Annotated in this window: 7 protein-coding genes and 2 pseudogenes; 4 read left to right on the forward strand and 5 right to left on the reverse strand. The window is 38.6% G+C overall.

Translation table 11 applies throughout. From position 1 onward, the window contains the following. Positions 1-91: 91 nt before the first annotated feature. From FIM44_RS06765 to FIM44_RS06780, 4 genes and pseudogenes are all read right to left on the reverse strand, one after another. Positions 92-825: pseudogene (locus FIM44_RS06765) on the reverse strand (glycosyltransferase family 25 protein); the annotation flags it as partial. A 24-nt stretch (positions 826-849) separates the two neighbouring features. Beyond that, a complete protein-coding gene (locus FIM44_RS06770) occupies positions 850-1,425 on the reverse strand; it encodes an adenylate kinase (protein WP_140579510.1) in 576 nt (191 codons plus the stop codon). Positions 1,426-1,441: 16 nt separating this feature from the next. Further along, positions 1,442-3,175, reverse strand: a complete 1,734-nt coding sequence (gene aspS, locus FIM44_RS06775; protein WP_140579511.1) for an aspartate--tRNA ligase — start codon at positions 3,173-3,175, stop codon at positions 1,442-1,444. 34 nt (positions 3,176-3,209) lie between these two features. After that, complete coding sequence (locus FIM44_RS06780) at positions 3,210-4,151, reverse strand: chemotaxis protein (protein ID WP_140579512.1); 942 nt, start codon at positions 4,149-4,151, stop codon at positions 3,210-3,212. A gap of 77 nt (positions 4,152-4,228) precedes the next feature. Between FIM44_RS06780 and ligA the strand changes: the two genes are divergently transcribed. The 4 genes and pseudogenes from ligA (at position 4,229) to FIM44_RS06800 (ending at position 8,423) form a co-directional block, all read left to right on the forward strand. Then, entirely contained in the window at positions 4,229-6,199 is a 1,971-nt protein-coding gene (gene ligA / locus FIM44_RS06785) for an NAD-dependent DNA ligase LigA (RefSeq protein ID WP_140579513.1), read from the forward strand. A gap of 124 nt (positions 6,200-6,323) precedes the next feature. Next, positions 6,324-6,656, forward strand: a complete 333-nt coding sequence (locus FIM44_RS06790; protein ID WP_000399905.1) for a ribbon-helix-helix domain-containing protein — start codon at positions 6,324-6,326, stop codon at positions 6,654-6,656. 310 nt (positions 6,657-6,966) lie between these two features. Next, the gene (locus FIM44_RS06795) at positions 6,967-7,668 is read left to right on the forward strand and encodes an ATP-binding cassette domain-containing protein (protein WP_140579514.1); all 702 of its coding nucleotides are present in this window, start codon (positions 6,967-6,969) and stop codon (positions 7,666-7,668) included. Then, positions 7,668-8,423 (forward strand): annotated as a pseudogene (locus FIM44_RS06800) (ABC transporter permease). Before FIM44_RS06795 ends, FIM44_RS06800 begins: the two are co-directional and overlap by 1 nt. Positions 8,424-8,481: 58 nt before the next feature. Here FIM44_RS06800 and FIM44_RS06805 read toward each other — a convergent pair. Further along, complete coding sequence (locus tag FIM44_RS06805) at positions 8,482-18,051, reverse strand: vacuolating cytotoxin domain-containing protein (RefSeq protein WP_140579515.1); 9,570 nt, start codon at positions 18,049-18,051, stop codon at positions 8,482-8,484. Between the last annotated feature and the right edge of the window lie 80 nt (positions 18,052-18,131).

Here is an 18,131-nt window from a genome sequence, read left to right on the forward strand (position 1 = left end):
CCGAGCGCTCTCACGGGTGGGGTGGGGCGGGGTCGTCGTGGGTTATGGCGGCGGGGTTGTGTGTTTTTTTTTTTGCGTGATTTTTTTTTTACATTTTTTTCTGAGTTATAATTTTTACTGTTATGTGTTTTTGTTTTTTTTTTATTTTTATAAAAGTTACTGGTATAGAAGGTTGTTTTTGTGTGTTTTTGTTGCATAGCTCCATTGTTTTGTTGGGGTTTTTTTTGTGTTCAATAAAAAAATCTTGTTGTGCATTTTTTGGGGGTGGGGGGGGGGGGGGGTAACTTCATGGTTTTCAGTAGGTGTTTTTTCAATAGACGCTTCGGTCTCTGCATGATTTTCCATAGGCGCTTCAACCTCTTCATTTTCATTCTCTGTATAAATAGGGAGAGCGCACAAATTGGTTTTATGGCCTCCCCAATAATGCCCATAGAGTCTCACAAAATCAAAAGGGCTTTTCAAGCAATCTTCTAAAGCTTGCATGAAATTAGGCTCTAGCGCTACATCATCTTCTAAAATGACGACCGGTTGGTTTGTTTTGACGCATTCTTTCCACAAAAGATAATGGCTTAAATAGCACCCAAATTCTTGGGGCAATAATTCTTGATAACAATAATCAGAATGGAACCAATCGGATTTTAACATACTTGAAGAATCATAAAGCTCTTGAACGAATTTTTCAAAATCTTCGTGTTTAGGGCTAATAGCGTCAAAGATTTGAAAAACACAACGGCCTTTAAACTTTTCATTGGATTCTAAAACGAGTTTTTCAGTATCCAAACGCCTTTGACTTTCTTTTAAAGAAATGATATAGACACCAATCACAGCTCATTCTCTTTGGAGCACATTTTAATTCCCAAAAGACAAGATGTATTCTTGCATTTCATGCACGATTTCTTCAATGCTTCTTTCGCCGTTGATCGCTTTATACACCTTTTTATTTTTGTAAAAATTTTGGATCTCACCCAACGGATCCAAAAACACCCGCATGCGGTTATGAAACACCCTTTCATTGTCATCAGCCCCCCTAGAGCGCCCTAAAACCCTTTCTTTAGCGGTGTTTTCACTCACTTTTACTTCAATCACGCTTTTTAAAACCACTTCGCTTTGCGCGTTCAATTCCTTATCCAAAGCCTGCATTTGTTCCACGCTCCTAGGATAGCCATCAATTAAAATGATCCCTTTACTAGAGCTTTTAATCGCTGAAAGGATCGTTTCTACCACAATTTCTAAAGGCACTAATTCGCCTTGAGAAGTGAATTTCTCAATCAATAAGCCTCGCTCAGTCTTTTTAGCGCTCTCAGCCCTTAGTAAATCCCCGGTAGAAAAATGAGCGATTTTTCCGCTGTTATTCTTAGCGATAAGCTCTGCATCAGTGGTTTTACCACTCCCTGGGGCTCCAATAATCAAAAATAGTTGTTTCATATCTTATCCTTTCAAATTATTTTCTCAAGCGAATGTGTAATTCTCTCAGTTGCTCTTCATTAATGGGGCTAGGAGCGTCAGTCAATAAACATGAAGCTTTTTGCGTTTTAGGGAAAGCGATCACATCTCTAATACTATTGGATTTAGTCATTAGCATGATCAAGCGATCAAAGCCTATCGCAAAGCCCCCATGAGGAGGAGCGCCAAACTTTAGCGCTTCCAGTAAAAAGCCAAATTTCTTTTGCGCTTCCTCTTCATGGATATTGATTTTTTCAAAGACTTTTTTTTGCATTTCTTCTTTATGAATCCTAATGCTCCCCCCACCAAGCTCCACGCCATTAAGCACCACATCATACGCATGCGCTTCAATCTCTTCTATATCTTCGCATTCTATATTTTTAGGCATCGTAAAAGGGTGGTGCGCGGCATGATAGCCGTTTTCGGTTTTTTCAAACATGGGGAAATTGACTACCCATAAGAAATTCAAAGCGTCTTTATCAATCAAATCAAGCGTTTCAGCCACCTTCAAGCGCAAACGCCCCATGTAATCTAACACGATTTTTTTATCCCCGGCCCCAAAAAAGACAATATCCCCAGTTTTTGCACCAGTTTTTTTTAAAATATTCTTAAGCCCCTTTTCGCTCAAAAATTTAACTAAAGGCCCTTTAATCCCATCTTCTTTAATTTGCAAATACGCTAAGCCTTGAGCCCCAAATTGGCGTACAAATTCTTCTAATTCTTTTAAAACGCTGCGGCTAAAAACCGCATCAGCCCCCTTAACGTTCAAAGCTTTAATGCGTTTGTTTTTAAAATCTTGCGCGATATTAGAAAAAATAGCGTTTGAGCTGTCTATAAAACAATCCCCCACTTCTATTAAAGGCAATTCAAAGCGTAAATCCGGCTTATCGCTCCCGTAATTTTCCATCGCTTCCTTATAAGGCATGCGTTTAAAAGGTTTAGAAATATCATGCCCAATCGCTTTAAAAATCTCTTGCAACAAATCTTCCACCACGCCCATCACATCATTTTCATCACAAAAACTCATTTCCGCATCAATCTGGGTGAATTCTGGCTGCCTGTCCGCTCTTAGATCTTCATCTCTAAAGCAACGAGCGATTTGAAAATACCTGTCCATTCCCCCCACCATTAAGAGCTGTTTGAACAATTGCGGGCTTTGAGGGAGCGCGAAAAATTCGCCCTCATGCACCCTGCTTGGCACTAAATAATCCCTAGCCCCCTCAGGCGTGGTTTTGGACAAAATGGGGGTTTCAATCTCTAAAAAGCCCTTTTGAGCTAAAGCGTTACGAGCGGTTAAAGCCACTTCGCTGCGCAATTTAAAGATTTCATAAGCATTCAAAGAGCGCAAATCCAAATAGCGGTATTTCAAGCGCAAATCTTCATTCACATTTTTATTGCCAATTTCAATCGGCGGGGTAGCGCTTTTATTTTCAATGACTAACTCTTCTAAAACAATTTCAATTTTACCGGTTTTTAGTTTAGGGTTTTCTAAACCAGGCCCTCTTAAACGCGCTTTTCCTTTAGCCACTAGCACAAATTCACTCCTAACTTCTAAAGCCTTTTCATAAGCCTTAGAGCTAGGATCACAGACTAGTTGCACTAAACCGCTTTTATCCCTTAAATCAATAAAAACCACGCCTCCATGGTCTCTATAAGTGTTACACCACCCGGCCACTTTGATGGTTTTACCCACATCTTTTTCACTAATTTCTGCACAGAAATGACTTCGCATGTTTTATCCCTTTAAATTAAAACAAAAATTAAATTTATGAAAGCGTTTTTTTAAGCATTTCATGGATTTCAAGAATGTTAGATTTTACCACAAAACCATCCGCTTCTAAAGATTGGGCTAATTGGCGGTTAGAATCGCTGCTCATGGACGAATTGATAATCACAGGAATGTGTTCGGTTCTGCTATCAGCTTTAATGGTTTTTAACACTTCAAACCCTGAAATAATAGGCATTTCTAAATCCGTAATGACCACGCCGACTTGTTGGTAATGTTCTTTTTCATACAAATAATCCAACAATTCTCTCCCGTTTGGAAAGGCTAAATAACGCAATTCTAAAGTTTGAACGATTTTTTCTAGGGTTTTAAGAGCGCTCAAGGAGTCTTCAGCGATTAAAATGAGTTTTTGGCTTTGAATGGCTTCTATGCAACGCAAAGTCAAATCGTCTAAATCTTTCAAGCTAGGGAAAACATCGCTAACCATCTTTTCCACGTCTAAGATCTGCACCACTCGTTCTTCATCAAAACGGGTGATAGCGCTAAGCTTACCCTCTTCATTAATGCCTTGTTTGTCCCCGGCACTAATCTCAGTCCAATTTTTATGAATGATTTTTTCAATTTTTAAAACCTTTAGAGCGATGGAATGGTTAGAAAAATGGCACACAACCACCAAATTATGGTCATCTTTAACGCTGCATTCTGTTAAATCACGACTTTTATCACTAGCGTTATAATGCAACCACCTTTTCACATCCACTAAAGGAATGGATTCGCCCCTAACGCTAAGAAACCCGAGCATCATACCATCGCTCCCCCCAAGAATCTCTGTAACCTCTCCGTCATAATGGATGATTTCTCGGATCTTAAAAATATTCATGCCATAAAGTTGGGCGTCTTTTTCTGCATCTAATCTAAAGCACAGAAATTGCGCTTCATTATTTAAGTGCAACGAAGTCGTTTTGTCAATATCTCTTACCACCTATTTTCCCCTAAAGCCCTATCAAAGATTAAATGTTATAATACTACCCTAATTTAGTTTAAAAGGTTTTTACAAAAATGATAAAAAGCCAAAAAGAATATTTAGAAAGAATTGAATACTTAAACACGCTATCGCACCATTATTACAACCTTGATGAGTCAATCGTAAGCGATGCGGTCTATGATGAACTTTATCAAGAATTAAAAGCTTATGAAGAAAAAAACCCTAATAGCATTCAAGCCAATTCTCCTACCCAAAAAGTGGGGGCTACTACCCCCAATTCGTTCAATAAAAACCCCCATTTAATGCGGATGTGGAGCTTAGATGATGTGTTCAATCAAAACGAATTGCAAGCGTGGTTGCAACGCATTTTAAAAGCCTATCCTAGCACTTCGTTCGTGTGCTCGCCCAAACTTGATGGGGTTTCGCTCAATCTTTTGTATCACCATGGCAAGCTAGTGAGTGCGACCACTAGGGGTAATGGCTTAGAAGGAGAGCTTGTTACCCACAACGCCAAACACATCGCTAATATCCCCCATTCTATCGCTTATGATGGAGAAATAGAAATCAGGGGCGAAGTGATCATTTCTAAAAAGGATTTTGACGCTTTGAATAAAGAGCGCTTAAACGCTAACGAGCCCCTATTCGCTAACCCCAGAAATGCCGCATCAGGGAGTTTGAGGCAGCTTGATAGCGAAATCACTAAAAAGCGTAAATTGCAATTCATCCCTTGGGGCGTGGGCAAGCATTCTTTAAATTTTTTAAGCTTTAAGGAGTGTTTGGATTTTATCGTCTCGTTAGGTTTTAGCGCCATTCAATACTTAAACCTAAACAAAAACCACCAAGAAATAGAAGACAATTACCACACCCTGATTAAAGAAAGGGAGGGCTTTTTTGCCCTTTTAGACGGCATGGTGATCGTTGTGAATGAATTGGATATTCAAAAGGAGCTAGGCTACACGCAAAAATCCCCTAAATTCGCCTGCGCTTATAAATTCCCGGCTCTAGAAAAACACACCAAAATTGTAGGAGTCATTAACCAAGTGGGGCGCAGTGGGGCGATAACCCCGGTCGCTCTTTTAGAGCCTGTAGAAATTGCTGGGGCTATGGTTAATAGAGCGACCTTGCACAATTACTCTGAAATTGAAAAAAAGAATATCATGCTCAATGATAGGGTGGTCGTCATTAGAAGCGGCGATGTGATCCCTAAAATCATCAAGCCTTTAGAAACTTATAGAGACGGCTCGCAACAAAAAATCATGTGCCCCAAAGTTTGCCCCATATGTTCGCATGAGCTTTTATGCGAAGAGATTTTTACTTATTGTCAAAACCTTAATTGTCCGGCAAGGTTGAAAGAAAGCTTGATTCATTTTGCTTCTAAAGACGCTTTAAATATTCAAGGCTTGGGCGATAAAGTCATAGAGCAACTTTTTGAAGAAAAACTCATTGTTAACGCCCTAGATTTGTATGCTTTAAAATTGGAAGATTTAATGCGGCTAGACAAATTCAAAATCAAAAAAGCTCAAAATCTATTAGACGCTATTCAAAAGAGCAAAAACCCTCCTTTATGGCGTTTGATCAACGCTTTAGGGATTGAGCATATCGGTAAGGGAGCGAGTAAAACGCTAGCCAAATACGGCTTACATGTGTTAGAAAAAAGCGAAGCTGAGTTTTTAGAAATGGAAGGCTTTGGGGTGGAAATGGCGCGTTCTTTAGTCAATTTTTATGCGAGCAATCAGGGATTTATCCGATCGTTATTTGATTTATTAAACCCTAAAAGTAGCGATATGGCTGAAGAAAAGCAAAAAAGCTCTTCTGTTTTCAGTGATAAAACGATTGTTTTAACCGGCACGCTTTCTAAACCACGGCAAGAATACGCTCAAATGTTAGAAAATTTAGGGGCAAAAATTTCTTCAAGCGTGAGCACTAAAACCGATTTTTTAATCGTTGGAGAAAACGCCGGCTCAAAACTCGCTCTAGCAAAAAAACATGGCGTGAGCGTTTTGAATGAAGAAGAATTATTAAAGCGCCTTAAAGAATTGGATTAAAATTAAAATCAAATATCTAGTTAAATTCTAAAGAAAAATTCCAATTTTCATTCTTAATGAATTTACTCACAAAATCCTATTTTATAGTAGAATGCGAAAAATAAAGATATTTTAAGGAACAATAATGGAACACCATAAAGCACACACAACCATTCAGGCTTTACAAGCCAAACGCAAAAAGTTGCTAACCGAATTAGCCGAATTAGAAGCAGAAATAAAAGTGAGTAGCGAACGAAGGAGCAGTTTTAACATTTCGCTCTCGCCCAGTTTGTTAGCTGAAATAGAAGAGATAGAATACGAAGAAAAAACAAGTAAAGAGCGAAGGATTAATCATAGCGTTTTACTCTCGCCCAGTTTTATGGCTAAAGTGGATGAATACATGAAAGAGAAAGGTTTTTCTAACCGCTCGCTCCTCTTTGAAAAAGCGTTGGAATTTTACATGTTAAAACACCCATAAAACCAATAACGGACAAAAAATAAGAGGGTATTTGGGGTTTTGATAATGAAAAATCAAAAACTCCGTTGGTTTTTTAGGGTCTTTCTTATTTAAAGCTTTGGCTTTGTCTGTTTTTTGGAGTTGGAACGCTTTTTAAAATCGTTTCATGCGGTTAAGCGTATCTATTAGTAACGCTTTTGGCTCGTTTTAACAAAGATTGGTTAATTTTTCAGCAACGCTACGCTAAATCAAACCATCATTTGAATACAATGACCTTAGATGGGATTTTAAATCGTTTCTATCAAAAGGGATTTTATGCAAAGGGGATTTTATGATTTCTAACATCAGCATACACCCAAAAACCATGTTTAAAAACGCTTTAAATATACAAGATTTTTCATTTAAAAATCATACTAGCACAGCCATTATTGGCACAAATGGCGCTGGAAAATCAACGCTTATCAACACTATTCTAGGCATTAGATCAGACTATAATTTTAAAGCACAAAACAATAATATTCCATACCACGACAATGTTATACCACAACGCAAACAATTGGGAGTTGTCTCTAACCTATTCAACTATCCACCTGGATTAAACGCAAACGACCTTTTTAAATTCTATCAATTTTTTCACAAAAACTGCACTCCAAATCTATTTGAAAAAAATCTTTTGAATAAAACCTACGAACACCTAAGCGATGGACAAAAACAGCGCTTAAAGATTGACTTAGCTCTTATCCACCACCCCCAATTAATTATTATGGATGAACCAGAAACTAGTTTAGAGCAAAACACTCTTATAAGACTATCAAATCTCATAAGCTTGCGCAACACCCAACAACTTACAAGTATCATCGCCACTCATGATCCTATTGTCTTAGATAGTTGCGAATGGGTATTGCTCCTTAAGAATGGCAACATTGCTCAATACAAACCTTTAAATTCTATATTAAAATCTGTAGCTAAAACTTTTAACTTTAAAGAAAAACCAACCACAAAAGACTTATTAGCATTACTAAAGGATATTTAGTGGGAGCAATTCTATCTATCCTAAAACTTGAAATCAAATTTTATCTCACCAATACAAGCGCGCTATTTTGAACTTTTATTTATCCTATTTTAATGCTCCTATTACTGATTTTTGTTTTTTCAAAAAATACCACTGAAATTTTTTACTTTAATAATATTATAGGTCTAATGGGACTCCTTATTATTTCTAGCGCGATCTTTGGTCTCGCTCAAGCTATAACAAGCTCTAGATCGCATAATATATTCTTGTTCTACATGCTATCACCAGCAACTTTCAAACAAATAACTCTAGCATTAATCGCTTCAAGACTAATCGTTGTAATCCTATATGCTTTTATCTTTATTGTTCTCTCTTTTTATGCGCTCAATATCATCACTATTCTTAATTTTAAAGCGCTTATTTTGGGGTTTGTTAGTGTTTTTTCAAGCGCATTGTTTTGTTTTTGCTTGGCAATTTTTGTAGCTAGAATTTTTCAAAACGAACAAAGCATCTTAGGATTTTGTAATATCATCAATCTCTATGCACTAATGTCTTGTAATGTTTTTGTTCCTTTAGAATACCTACCTAATATTGGTCAATTATTTATCAAAACATCTATTTTTTACTACCTTAATCAACTTCTAATCAAAGCTTTTCAAGGGATTGATACTATACTGGTTTTAGCAACTTCAACATTTTTCATTATTGGTGGCATTATTTTATTTTTACTAAGCGCTAATCGCATGTTACTAACACCAAAAGAACGCATGCGTTAAATACTTAATCCCACCATTGATTTATTTAATGGCTCAGAAAGGAGTAAGCCCCCCACTTTTAAAACGCTAGACGCATTCCAATGTTTCCGGTGATATTGATCATTTTGTAATCCAATCCAAACCTAGCCCCCACCCCAGCGTTCATATAAAAGCTTTTAAACAACCTCACTTCCCCGCCTGTAGTGATGCTCGCAAAGGTGTTATAAAGCTCGCCCTTTCTGTAACTCAAAGTGTTATCGCCAATGAAACGCACCAATTTATCTCCCATTGATCGCACCAATAGATCCCTACCAATGCCGCCAATCGCATAAAAATAAGAGTTTGTGTTAAAATAATGGCGGTTCTCAAAAGCAAAATCAATCGTTAAAACGGATTTTTTAGATGGATCCGCGTTCGCTTTAAACTGGTTATAGAGTGCGTTATCCATCACCCCATCTAAACCGGTCATGCCGATATAGTAATACCCTAGGCTAATTTGAGGCTTGATAATCACGCTCTTGTTTTTAAACATGAAATCATACCCGTAATTGACTCTCGCGTTCGTCGTCCATGTGCTGTATTTATAAGACTGATTGATCATAGAAAGCAAAGTGTCGGCGGAACTGATTTGGGTTTTATTAGCCCCCCAAGTTTCATTGACGCTAAAGGTCAGCTCGCTCTTTTTAATGAAAGCCCTCGCATACAAGCCCACATTCACATTATCCGATTTAGAACTAGTGATGCGTTCATAAAACCCGCTATACCCATAAGCCGCATACCCTCCAACAATCACACCCTTAATGAATCTGTCATAGCCCACATTGACACCATAGAGCGTTCCTGTGCCATTTCCCACAAAGCTCACACCCCCAACGCCGGTTGCCCAAAGGTTGTTTTTTAATTTATTCCTTTGAGAATATTTTAAAATCACATCCATCGCGTTAGGGATTGCATCGGCAAATCTTTGGTTTTTAAGGCTGCTCAAGCGTTCGCTAAAATCCGTTGAATCAAAGGAAGCGAAATTAGAAAGCTTGGCTAAACGGCCCATTTGTTGCGTGTAAGTGTTGAGTTGCAAAACATCGGTGGAGTTGTTTTTGAGACTGGGTTTAGTGAGCATGCCTAAAGCGCTGCTCACATCTTCCATTAAAGTCACAATGTGTTTGGTGGGCGTGTCTTGCAAATAGTAAGGTGCGAACAAGGGATTACCTCCTTTAGCCACAAAAAGCGCATTCAGCCATATAAGGGAATTAATGCCTGCAGATTTGATCGCATTCAAACCGGCACTGCCTTGAATGTGTTGGATATAGTATTCCAAACTAGGTGCATGAATATCCATGGGTTTCTCTGAAACAGTGACCTGAACCTTATCATAAAGGATAGATGAATACACCATTTGCCCTTGATTATCTTTAAAGCTTACCACAAGACCCCCATCTTTAATATTGACCGGTTGGTTGTCATAGCTTAACGAATCGCCATTTAATTGCATGCGTTTGCCATTAAAGTCAATCAAAGTGTAGAGTTTGAGGTAATCGCTCAAGCTCCCTCCACGAATGATTTGATTGTCATAGCCATAAAGCATGCGTTTAGCATCCATAAGCGTGTAAGCGCCTTGCTTGAGTTGAGTATTAAAATTGATTAAAGCCTGATTGTTGTAAGACATGATCGTAGAAGTGTTAGTTACGCTCAGTATCGTTTTATCAGTTGGGTGCTTGAGATTGAAAGTCAATGGCCCTTCGCTCTTGAAATCGCCCCCCACATTCAAACCATTTTCATTCGTGCTGAGAGCCGCTCCTTTTACCACATTGAGATTACCGCTGATATCAGCCCTATGATTAGAGTTGTTGTTAAAAGCGTTATTCACGATCAAGTTGTTGGCTTTAAAAGTGGCGTTCGCCCCTAAATCCAAAGTTCCGATCGTAGTATTTTGTAAGACTTTTGAAAAATCCACTAAGCCGTTCGCTTTAATTGTTCCTAAGAAAGCAAAATTATTCGCATTCACTTCTAAAGTTTCATCGGTTGGAGCGCTTGAAGTTGAAGGATTAGCTTTTTTCTCGCTCATGCAATTTAAAACATTCACGCAAATCTGACCTTTTTGAACGCTAATGTCATTTTTAGGAGCATTCAGCGTTAAGCCGTTGGTAGCGTTTAAGGTATCTAGTGAAATGTTAGAAAAATCTTTAGAAACAAAAGAAAGCCTGCCCTGATATTGCGTGAAATTGATCGTATTTTTCCCGTTAAAGATAATGGACTTGCCCGCTACAAAATTCAATTCCCCCCCTGTGGCGTTATTGAACGAGCTGTTGTTTATAAACACATGGTTTTTAGCCACGAAATTAAAATTCCCTTTTTGCCAAAGATTGTGCAAGCCTTTAGGTTTGAGCAAAGAGCCCATGCCCAATTGTTTCAATTCATCTTGTAAGGATTGAGGCAGTATGGATCCCAAACCTTGATGATAAACGCCTCCAAAGCCCTTATCAGCGATGATTTTATTGATCATTTGCCCTAAGACTTGATTGCTCATGATTTTATCCACTACACCTTCGCCTAACAAGTCATTTAACGCTTTTTCACCTATGCTAGAAATGACATTAGTCAGCTCTTCGCTAGGGTTAGTGATGCTATTTAAAGCGATATTCACCAACACGCTCAAATCCTGTGGGCCTAGCCAAGAAATGAGCTTATTGATTAAGGGGGCTTGATTGATCATCTGATTGAGAATATCCCCAAAAGTCGTTTTATCCAAGAAATTCTGTAAGTCTTTGGCATCAGAGTTAGAGCCTATTTTATCAAGGGCTTGATTTAAGCCTCCAGGCACAAAATTATTGGCAAAAGAACTCAAGCTTTGTTTTCCATACCAAGTATTGATAAAATTCTCTACATTTTCAATCCCTAAAGTTTTAACAATAAATTTTTCAAACCCTGAAGAATGGGCTTGGATTTGCTCTAAAAGCATTTGATCGATCTCTTTTCTTTTTATAGGATCTAGAGCGTTTAAAAGCCCGTTTTCACCAAAAACATCGCCCACCGTTTTAGAATTTAAAATTTCCATGATTGCGTTTTTAAAAGCGCTCACGCCTAAGAGATTATTCACTTCAGTAGGGCTAAGCAATGAGCTTAAAGTCTTAGATCCAAAATCTTTAGGGATCATGTTAGCTAGATCTTTAGGGATAGCGTTATTGTTCAAACTCTCTTCATAAATGATATTAGAAAGGACATTCCCCAAGCCCTTTTCCCCAAAAAGCTTTTCAATGCCACCTTGCCCCAGATAAGAAAAGATTTTATCGGTCCCTTGAGCGTCAATATTGGCTTGATTAAGCACTAAATTAGTGCCGCTTTCAAAAGACACATTCGCACTCCCTCCGCTCCCCCAAGCGTTCCCGCTGCCAATTGTCCCAGTAATGTAAATGTTTTTAGCCCTAAAATTAGCGTTAATATAGCCCAAATAAGGCGAGGTAGAATGGATCAATTGCCCTAAATTAGTCTGTCTAAACATCTGGCAAGTGTTATCCCCAACCGCACATGGCTCTTTATACCCATCGCCTCCAAACCATACTACGCTTTTAGTGTTCGTTTGCCCCTCTTTGATCGCTCCTACAACGAGATTGCCTTGAGATAAATGATAATTAGCCGTGTTGGAAAAATTATTGATAATACCCAATAAGCTCTTCCAATTTGCTTGAGTTAAAGTGATACCATATTTTTCAAAGATACCAAAAAGAGTTTCAAAACTATTCGGGTTATTGAGATTGAGATGATCTAAAGCCCCTGAAGATAAAAGATTAGCCATTTTAGGCAAAAATTCCTTGCCCAAACTGGCAATCACGCTTAAATCTTGTTTAGTGATAGCCTGATTATAAATGCGTAAGGCTTGTAAGGGTTGGTTTTGCGCGTTATAAGTCCCTGGTATTTCATGGTTTTGATTAAAACCTTTGATATTGCTATTCAAATAATAAGTGCCAGCCTTATCGCTTGTGTAATTATAGGAATTCGCGCTTTCATCATAAGGGTTTTGTTGGTAATCATACAAACTAGGAGTGAGATTAAATACCGTATTATTAGAAGCACCGTTTTGAGAAATCTGCACTTTCAAGCGGTTGTTATACAAGGTTTCTGTAATCGTTTCAGTCGTATTGAGCGGGTTAGTGAAACTCCAAGAATGAACGCCGTTATTAAACGAGTAATCAGCCTTGTCAATCTGTATGCCATAAAAACGGATCTTCTCATAGCCGTTATTCCCCATTAAACCCTGAATGTTTTGAGCTTGTAAAATATTATAAACTAATGGTTTGTTTTTTGCATCAAATAAATTCACATTAGACAGATTCAAAATCCCTTGAGTTCCAAAGCTGAAATTCCCGCTTGCATTAATGGATAGAGCGTTAGCGCCATTGCCTAAAAGGTTTAAAGCACCATTTAAAAGAACGCTTTGAAAATTCAGGGTGCTGTTGCTGCTTAAATCAAAAGAAGCGTCAGAATTAAAAGTCGCCACATTAGTGAAAGAAATTTGAGAATTATTAGCGTAAAAATTCACAGGAGCGTTAAAAACGCTGTTGCCATTGAAGTTCAACAAGCTTGAGCCGTTGAGGTTGAAATTTGTTTCCCCTTCTACGCTAAGCGTATTGAAGCTCGCTTGAGAACTTTCAGCCAAATTCATCGTAGAGTTATTTTCAAAAGTGGAAGCCCCTTGGAAATTGATATGGATATTTTTAGCCCTTAAATTGAGTGTGGCTTGATTAAAATTCGTATTCCCTTTGAAATTGATAAGGCGCGCAGAATTGCCAAAATCAGGCGTTTTACCAAATAATGGGATGCCATAAAAGGTTACATTAGCGTTATTGAAATTTGCTTGATTGAAGCTGACTTGAGCGTTAGGGTTCAAATTCAAATAAGACACCCCGTTAAAAGCGGTTGCGCCGTTAAAATTCGCTACGCTGTTGTTGTAAAAAGAAAGGCTTGAAGCGTTTTCTAAAGCCGTTTGGGTTTGGCTATCCCCAACATTAATAGCAGCGTTGGGCTTGACTGAAAGCCTGGAATTATTGAAAGTAACATTCCCATTCAATGAAGACTGATTCACATTCTTAGACACATCAATGACTATTTGAGAGTTATTGAAAATAATGTTATTAGCTTTCAAATCATAGCGGATACCCCCTCCTAAAATGGAATTAGAAAATACCAAATCCGTATTCGCAACCATATTCACATACGATGAGCCGCTCTCAGTCGCTCCGTTAATATTGGTCCAGCCGCTAAAAGTGGTGTTTTCAAAAGTGATACGCCCTGAATTAAAATTAAAGCCTCCCCATGTGAAATCCCTAAAGTTAGAGTTTTTAATCTCCATAGAAAGCCTGGAATTAAAATTCGCCCAAGAATGCTGGCTCGCGCTGGTTTGTAAGCCCATAGCCACGGTTTGGAAATTCGTGTAATTCAACCCGTCAGCGTTCAAGGTTTCATCAGCGTTAAAACTAATCGTCGCCCCACCGCCAGCATTAGGGTTGCCGACATTAAAATTATTCGTTAAAAAGATATTAGTCGCGTTGAAATTGCCATGCAAATACAGCAAATTATTCTTACCAAACCAGATCGATCCGCCATTGTCATTAGCCTTTTCTTGAGCGCTCCCTAAAAGCAAAGTCCCTACCACCGTAGCCCCAAAATTCAGCGACCACGCAAAAGCGCTAGATCCAATAAGGTCTTGATTTTTATAGGGTGCGATATAGCACACGCCAACACACACAGGGGTTTTCCCTGGAATGAAATCAAATTGCTTCCTCACTTGACTCCAAATATCCTTAGAATCAGTTTCTGTGTGGAAAGGCGAAGAGTTGAGCGTAAGGTATCTATAAGTGATAGAGCCCGGGTTAAAAGTTTCTTCAAAAACAAATTTTTGACCGTTGCTCTGCGTGAATTGCACAAAAAAAGTGTTATTATCCGTTCTTAATAAAGTCCCTCGTTCGCCACCATAATGGATCAGATTCCATAAATTTTTTGAAAAAGCGTTATCCGCCAAAATTTCATTATTGTATTTAATGTTATTCCCACTTAAAAGCGTGTAGGTGGTGTTGTTGGTCAAATCCCTTTCAATGTTAAAAACACTATTATTGTCAATAGCGATTGATCCTTGAAGGCGGCTGAAAGGATCGCTATTAATAAGCGTATTTGTGCCTTTAAAGGTGGTGTTTTTAGTGTCGTTAAACGAATAGCTCCCGCCATTAAACGAGTTATTATTAAAAATAAGGTTTTGCGCTTTGGCGTTGATATTATAGGAATTGAAAGTGTTGTTTTCTAGGGTCAGGGAATTCCCGGCGTTGTTTTCACCCCCTTTATAAATCAAAGTGCCGTTATCGCTAAAATTAACATTCTTAATCACGGCATTTCCGTTAGCGCTAGCGTTATCCACGCCAAAATTCCCCCCTCCATTCACAGAGCCTTTATCCCAAGTAATGTTATCGGCCTTAAGGTTAAAGCCTCCATGCGGAGTTTGGTTGCTAAAATTTGCGTTTGTTGCATTCAAGTTGCCGTTATTGACAATGAAATTCATCCATGAATCTTGCAAACCGGCTTTATCGTTATTCAAATTAGCGTTAGCGATATTCAAACGCTTTTGAGCGTTAAACACTAAAGTCGCGCCCCCACCGGTTTGAGCGCCGTTACCAGAGCGAATCGTGCCAGTAATATCAATTTGATTGGCTTTAAAAACGCCTTGAATATAGCCCACTAGCCCCCATTCAGCCCCTGAAGTTTTCCCAAAACTCACCACGCTATTGGAAGCGGGATTCGCCCCATCAAGAAAAGGGGTGGTCTGATTGAACACTAAAACGCTGTTAGCGCCGCTATAATCTTGCGTGAAAACGCCTGTGCCAGCGTTCTTCCAAGTCGTCATGCCGTTGAGATAAAACACGGTGTTACTGGCGTTATTATTGATATTTTTAAGATGGAATACATCATTATTGATACTCACGCAATGCGTATAGCCTAGAGTGCATAAACGAGTGAGCGTGATCCCATTATTAAAATTTTCTTTGATGTAGTAAGTCAAGCCGTTATCAATGAATTGGACATTATAAATTTTAGCGCTACTTGGCACGGATTGATCCTTATCAACTAGCGTGCCGCTAGGGTTTTCCCCGCTCGTCCAACGCAACATTTGATACAAAGCGTTATTATTTTTATAATCCACGCTTTTAGCGTTAAGCAATTGATAAGTCGTGCCTACGCTTAAGCTACTCAAGAGCCCTTGCATGTTGAAAACAACGCCCTTATTGAAAGTAAAAGTTGTTTGAGCGCCATTTATTTTAAATTGGTTATTCGCATTGAAAGTGTCATCAGTAAAACTGGCTTTAGGGGTGTTATTGAAATCAAACACCCCCCCATTGAACGAGTTATGATTAAAATCCACTTGCTTGGCGTTGAAATTAAACGATCCGCCATTAAACGAGTTGTTGTTAAAAGCGTCTGTCTGCTCTGCGTGGTTGAAGTTAAACGAACCGCCATTAAACTTATCTTCATTAAAGGTGTTATTTACGCCATCAAAAGTGTAAGAAGCGTCATCTAAAACGGATTTTTCAACGGTGGTTGTGCCTTGAAATTTAAAATTCCCTGCTAAAAAGTTCGTGTTTTTAAAGGTGTAAGAATTTTTAGCGCCTTGAAATTTGTAATAAGCCTTGTTGAAATTCACGCTATCAAAAGCACCATTACCGGTAAAATCATATCCTCCACCCGTCCAATCGTAAAAATCAGACTGAGAGACATTGATCTTGCCGCTCCCAGAGCTATCCCCTAACGCCATAAAAGTCATGTAAGAGTTTTGTGAAGTGGTTTTTAGGTTTTTAAAAGTAGCCCCGGCAATATTGACTTCAGCCGTGCCCACAAAATTCAAAGTCGCCCCCCCACCGGTTTGAGCGCCGTTACCAGTCATCATGTTACCGGTGATATAAACCCTATCGGCTGTGAAAGTGCCGGTGATATAGCCCGTTTTCCCCCAATTGACTCCCTCATACCCCCCAAAACGCACCGTGCTGTTAGATTTAGGGATACTGCCATTAGCCCAAGGGGTCGTAACGTTAAAGACTAAAGCGCTGTTTTTTCCGCCATAGGTTTGAGCAAATCTCGCATTAGTGTAATTCCAAGTGTTTAAGCCGTTGAGGTAGAAAATCGTGTCAGCTCTATCATCATTAATATTTTTTAAATTAAAGACATTGTCATGGATATTCACGCTATTGGTGTAGTAAATATTGTTCGCGCCATAATAAATAGATTGTAAAACAATAGAATCAGGGCTAAAAATTTGTCTAAAATGATAGAGCGTGCCGCCTAAATTGTAGGTTACATAGTAAGTGTGGGTGTTGTTGTTGGAAGTGGCGCTTTTGCTGTTGTCTTTTGTGGCTTGTGTGTTTTTAAGCCTGATGGTATTCCATAAGTCGCTGACATCATTGTAAGTGATAGAGCCATTTTTCATGTTAAAAAGCGTGTAAGCGCTCCCTATGCTAGGCGTGTAATTTTGAATGTTAAAAATCGCATTAGGATTAATGGTAACTTTAGCGCTCATATTGACAAAGGGTGAAGTGGGGTTGTTGATCGTGGTTGTGCCTTGAAAATTAACATGAGCATCAGGTCTATTAAAAACAAACCAACCTCCATTAAAGGTCAAATTATTAAAAGTAATATTGCTTGCATTAAGAATGTAGGCATTCCCTATAGTATTAATATTGCCATTAGGCATGCTCCCTAGAGTGCTGTTATTAAAGGTAACGCTATTGGCGTTAAGATTGAGTTTATAATGATTGATATTAGAGTTAGTGAAGGTGATGCTCCCCCCGATACCATTCCCCCCCTTATAAGTGAGCGTGCCGTTATTGTTGAAAGTTACTCCGCTGATGGTGGTTGCGCCATTATTATCCACATTATCAAAGCCAAAATTCCCGCCATTGACGATCCCGCCATTATAAGTGATCTTTCGCCCCATCACATTAAAGCCCCCATTAGGGGTTTGGTTGCCAAAATTCGTGTTTGTCAAATTCACGCTATGATGGGAAATCAAATTGATCCAAGAAGTTTGCATCCCGGCTCTGTTATTTTGAAAATAAGCCCCATTAGTGCTTAATTCGTTTGAGCTTTCAAAAACAAGTATCGCCCCTCCGCCGGTTTTTAACTCATTACCCGATCCAACAGCCCCTGTGATAAAGATGTCTCTAGCCTTAAAAACCCCTGTAATAAAACCTACATAGCCCTTTTCCCCAAACCATATAGAAGAATGATTGGGCGTTGCGGAAGCGTTTTTTGTCCCTATGTATAACTTGCTATTATTATAGTTTTGCGTAAAACTCCTACTCCCCCCAGCCCAAGTGCGTAAAGGGCTGACATAGTAGGATTTGTTGCTGTTATTTTCATTCACGCTATTGAGCCAATACACCGAACTCTTATAATCTTCACTTTGAGCGCTCAAAGCTGAAACAAACCCTAGCCCTAAGAAGATTTTTTTGTTAAAGGATACGGAAGAATTTGAATGCATTTTTAAGGAATAAATCGTCAAAGGCGAGTTTTTGATTTTATATTTTTTAGCGATTTTCTTTTTAATGCCCTTAAAAGAGCGGTTTTTACTAAAGCGTTTGTTTTTTAAATTTATTTTATCATTTTTATCAATCATTTTAAACCCTTTCATGCGGTCATGCTAATACTTGCTAATACTTTTTATCCATTATAACAATTAAAAAAGAATGTGCGATC

It is taken from the genome of Helicobacter pylori (genome assembly GCF_006440215.1).
Classification (GTDB): Bacteria; Campylobacterota; Campylobacteria; order Campylobacterales; family Helicobacteraceae; genus Helicobacter; species Helicobacter pylori_CS.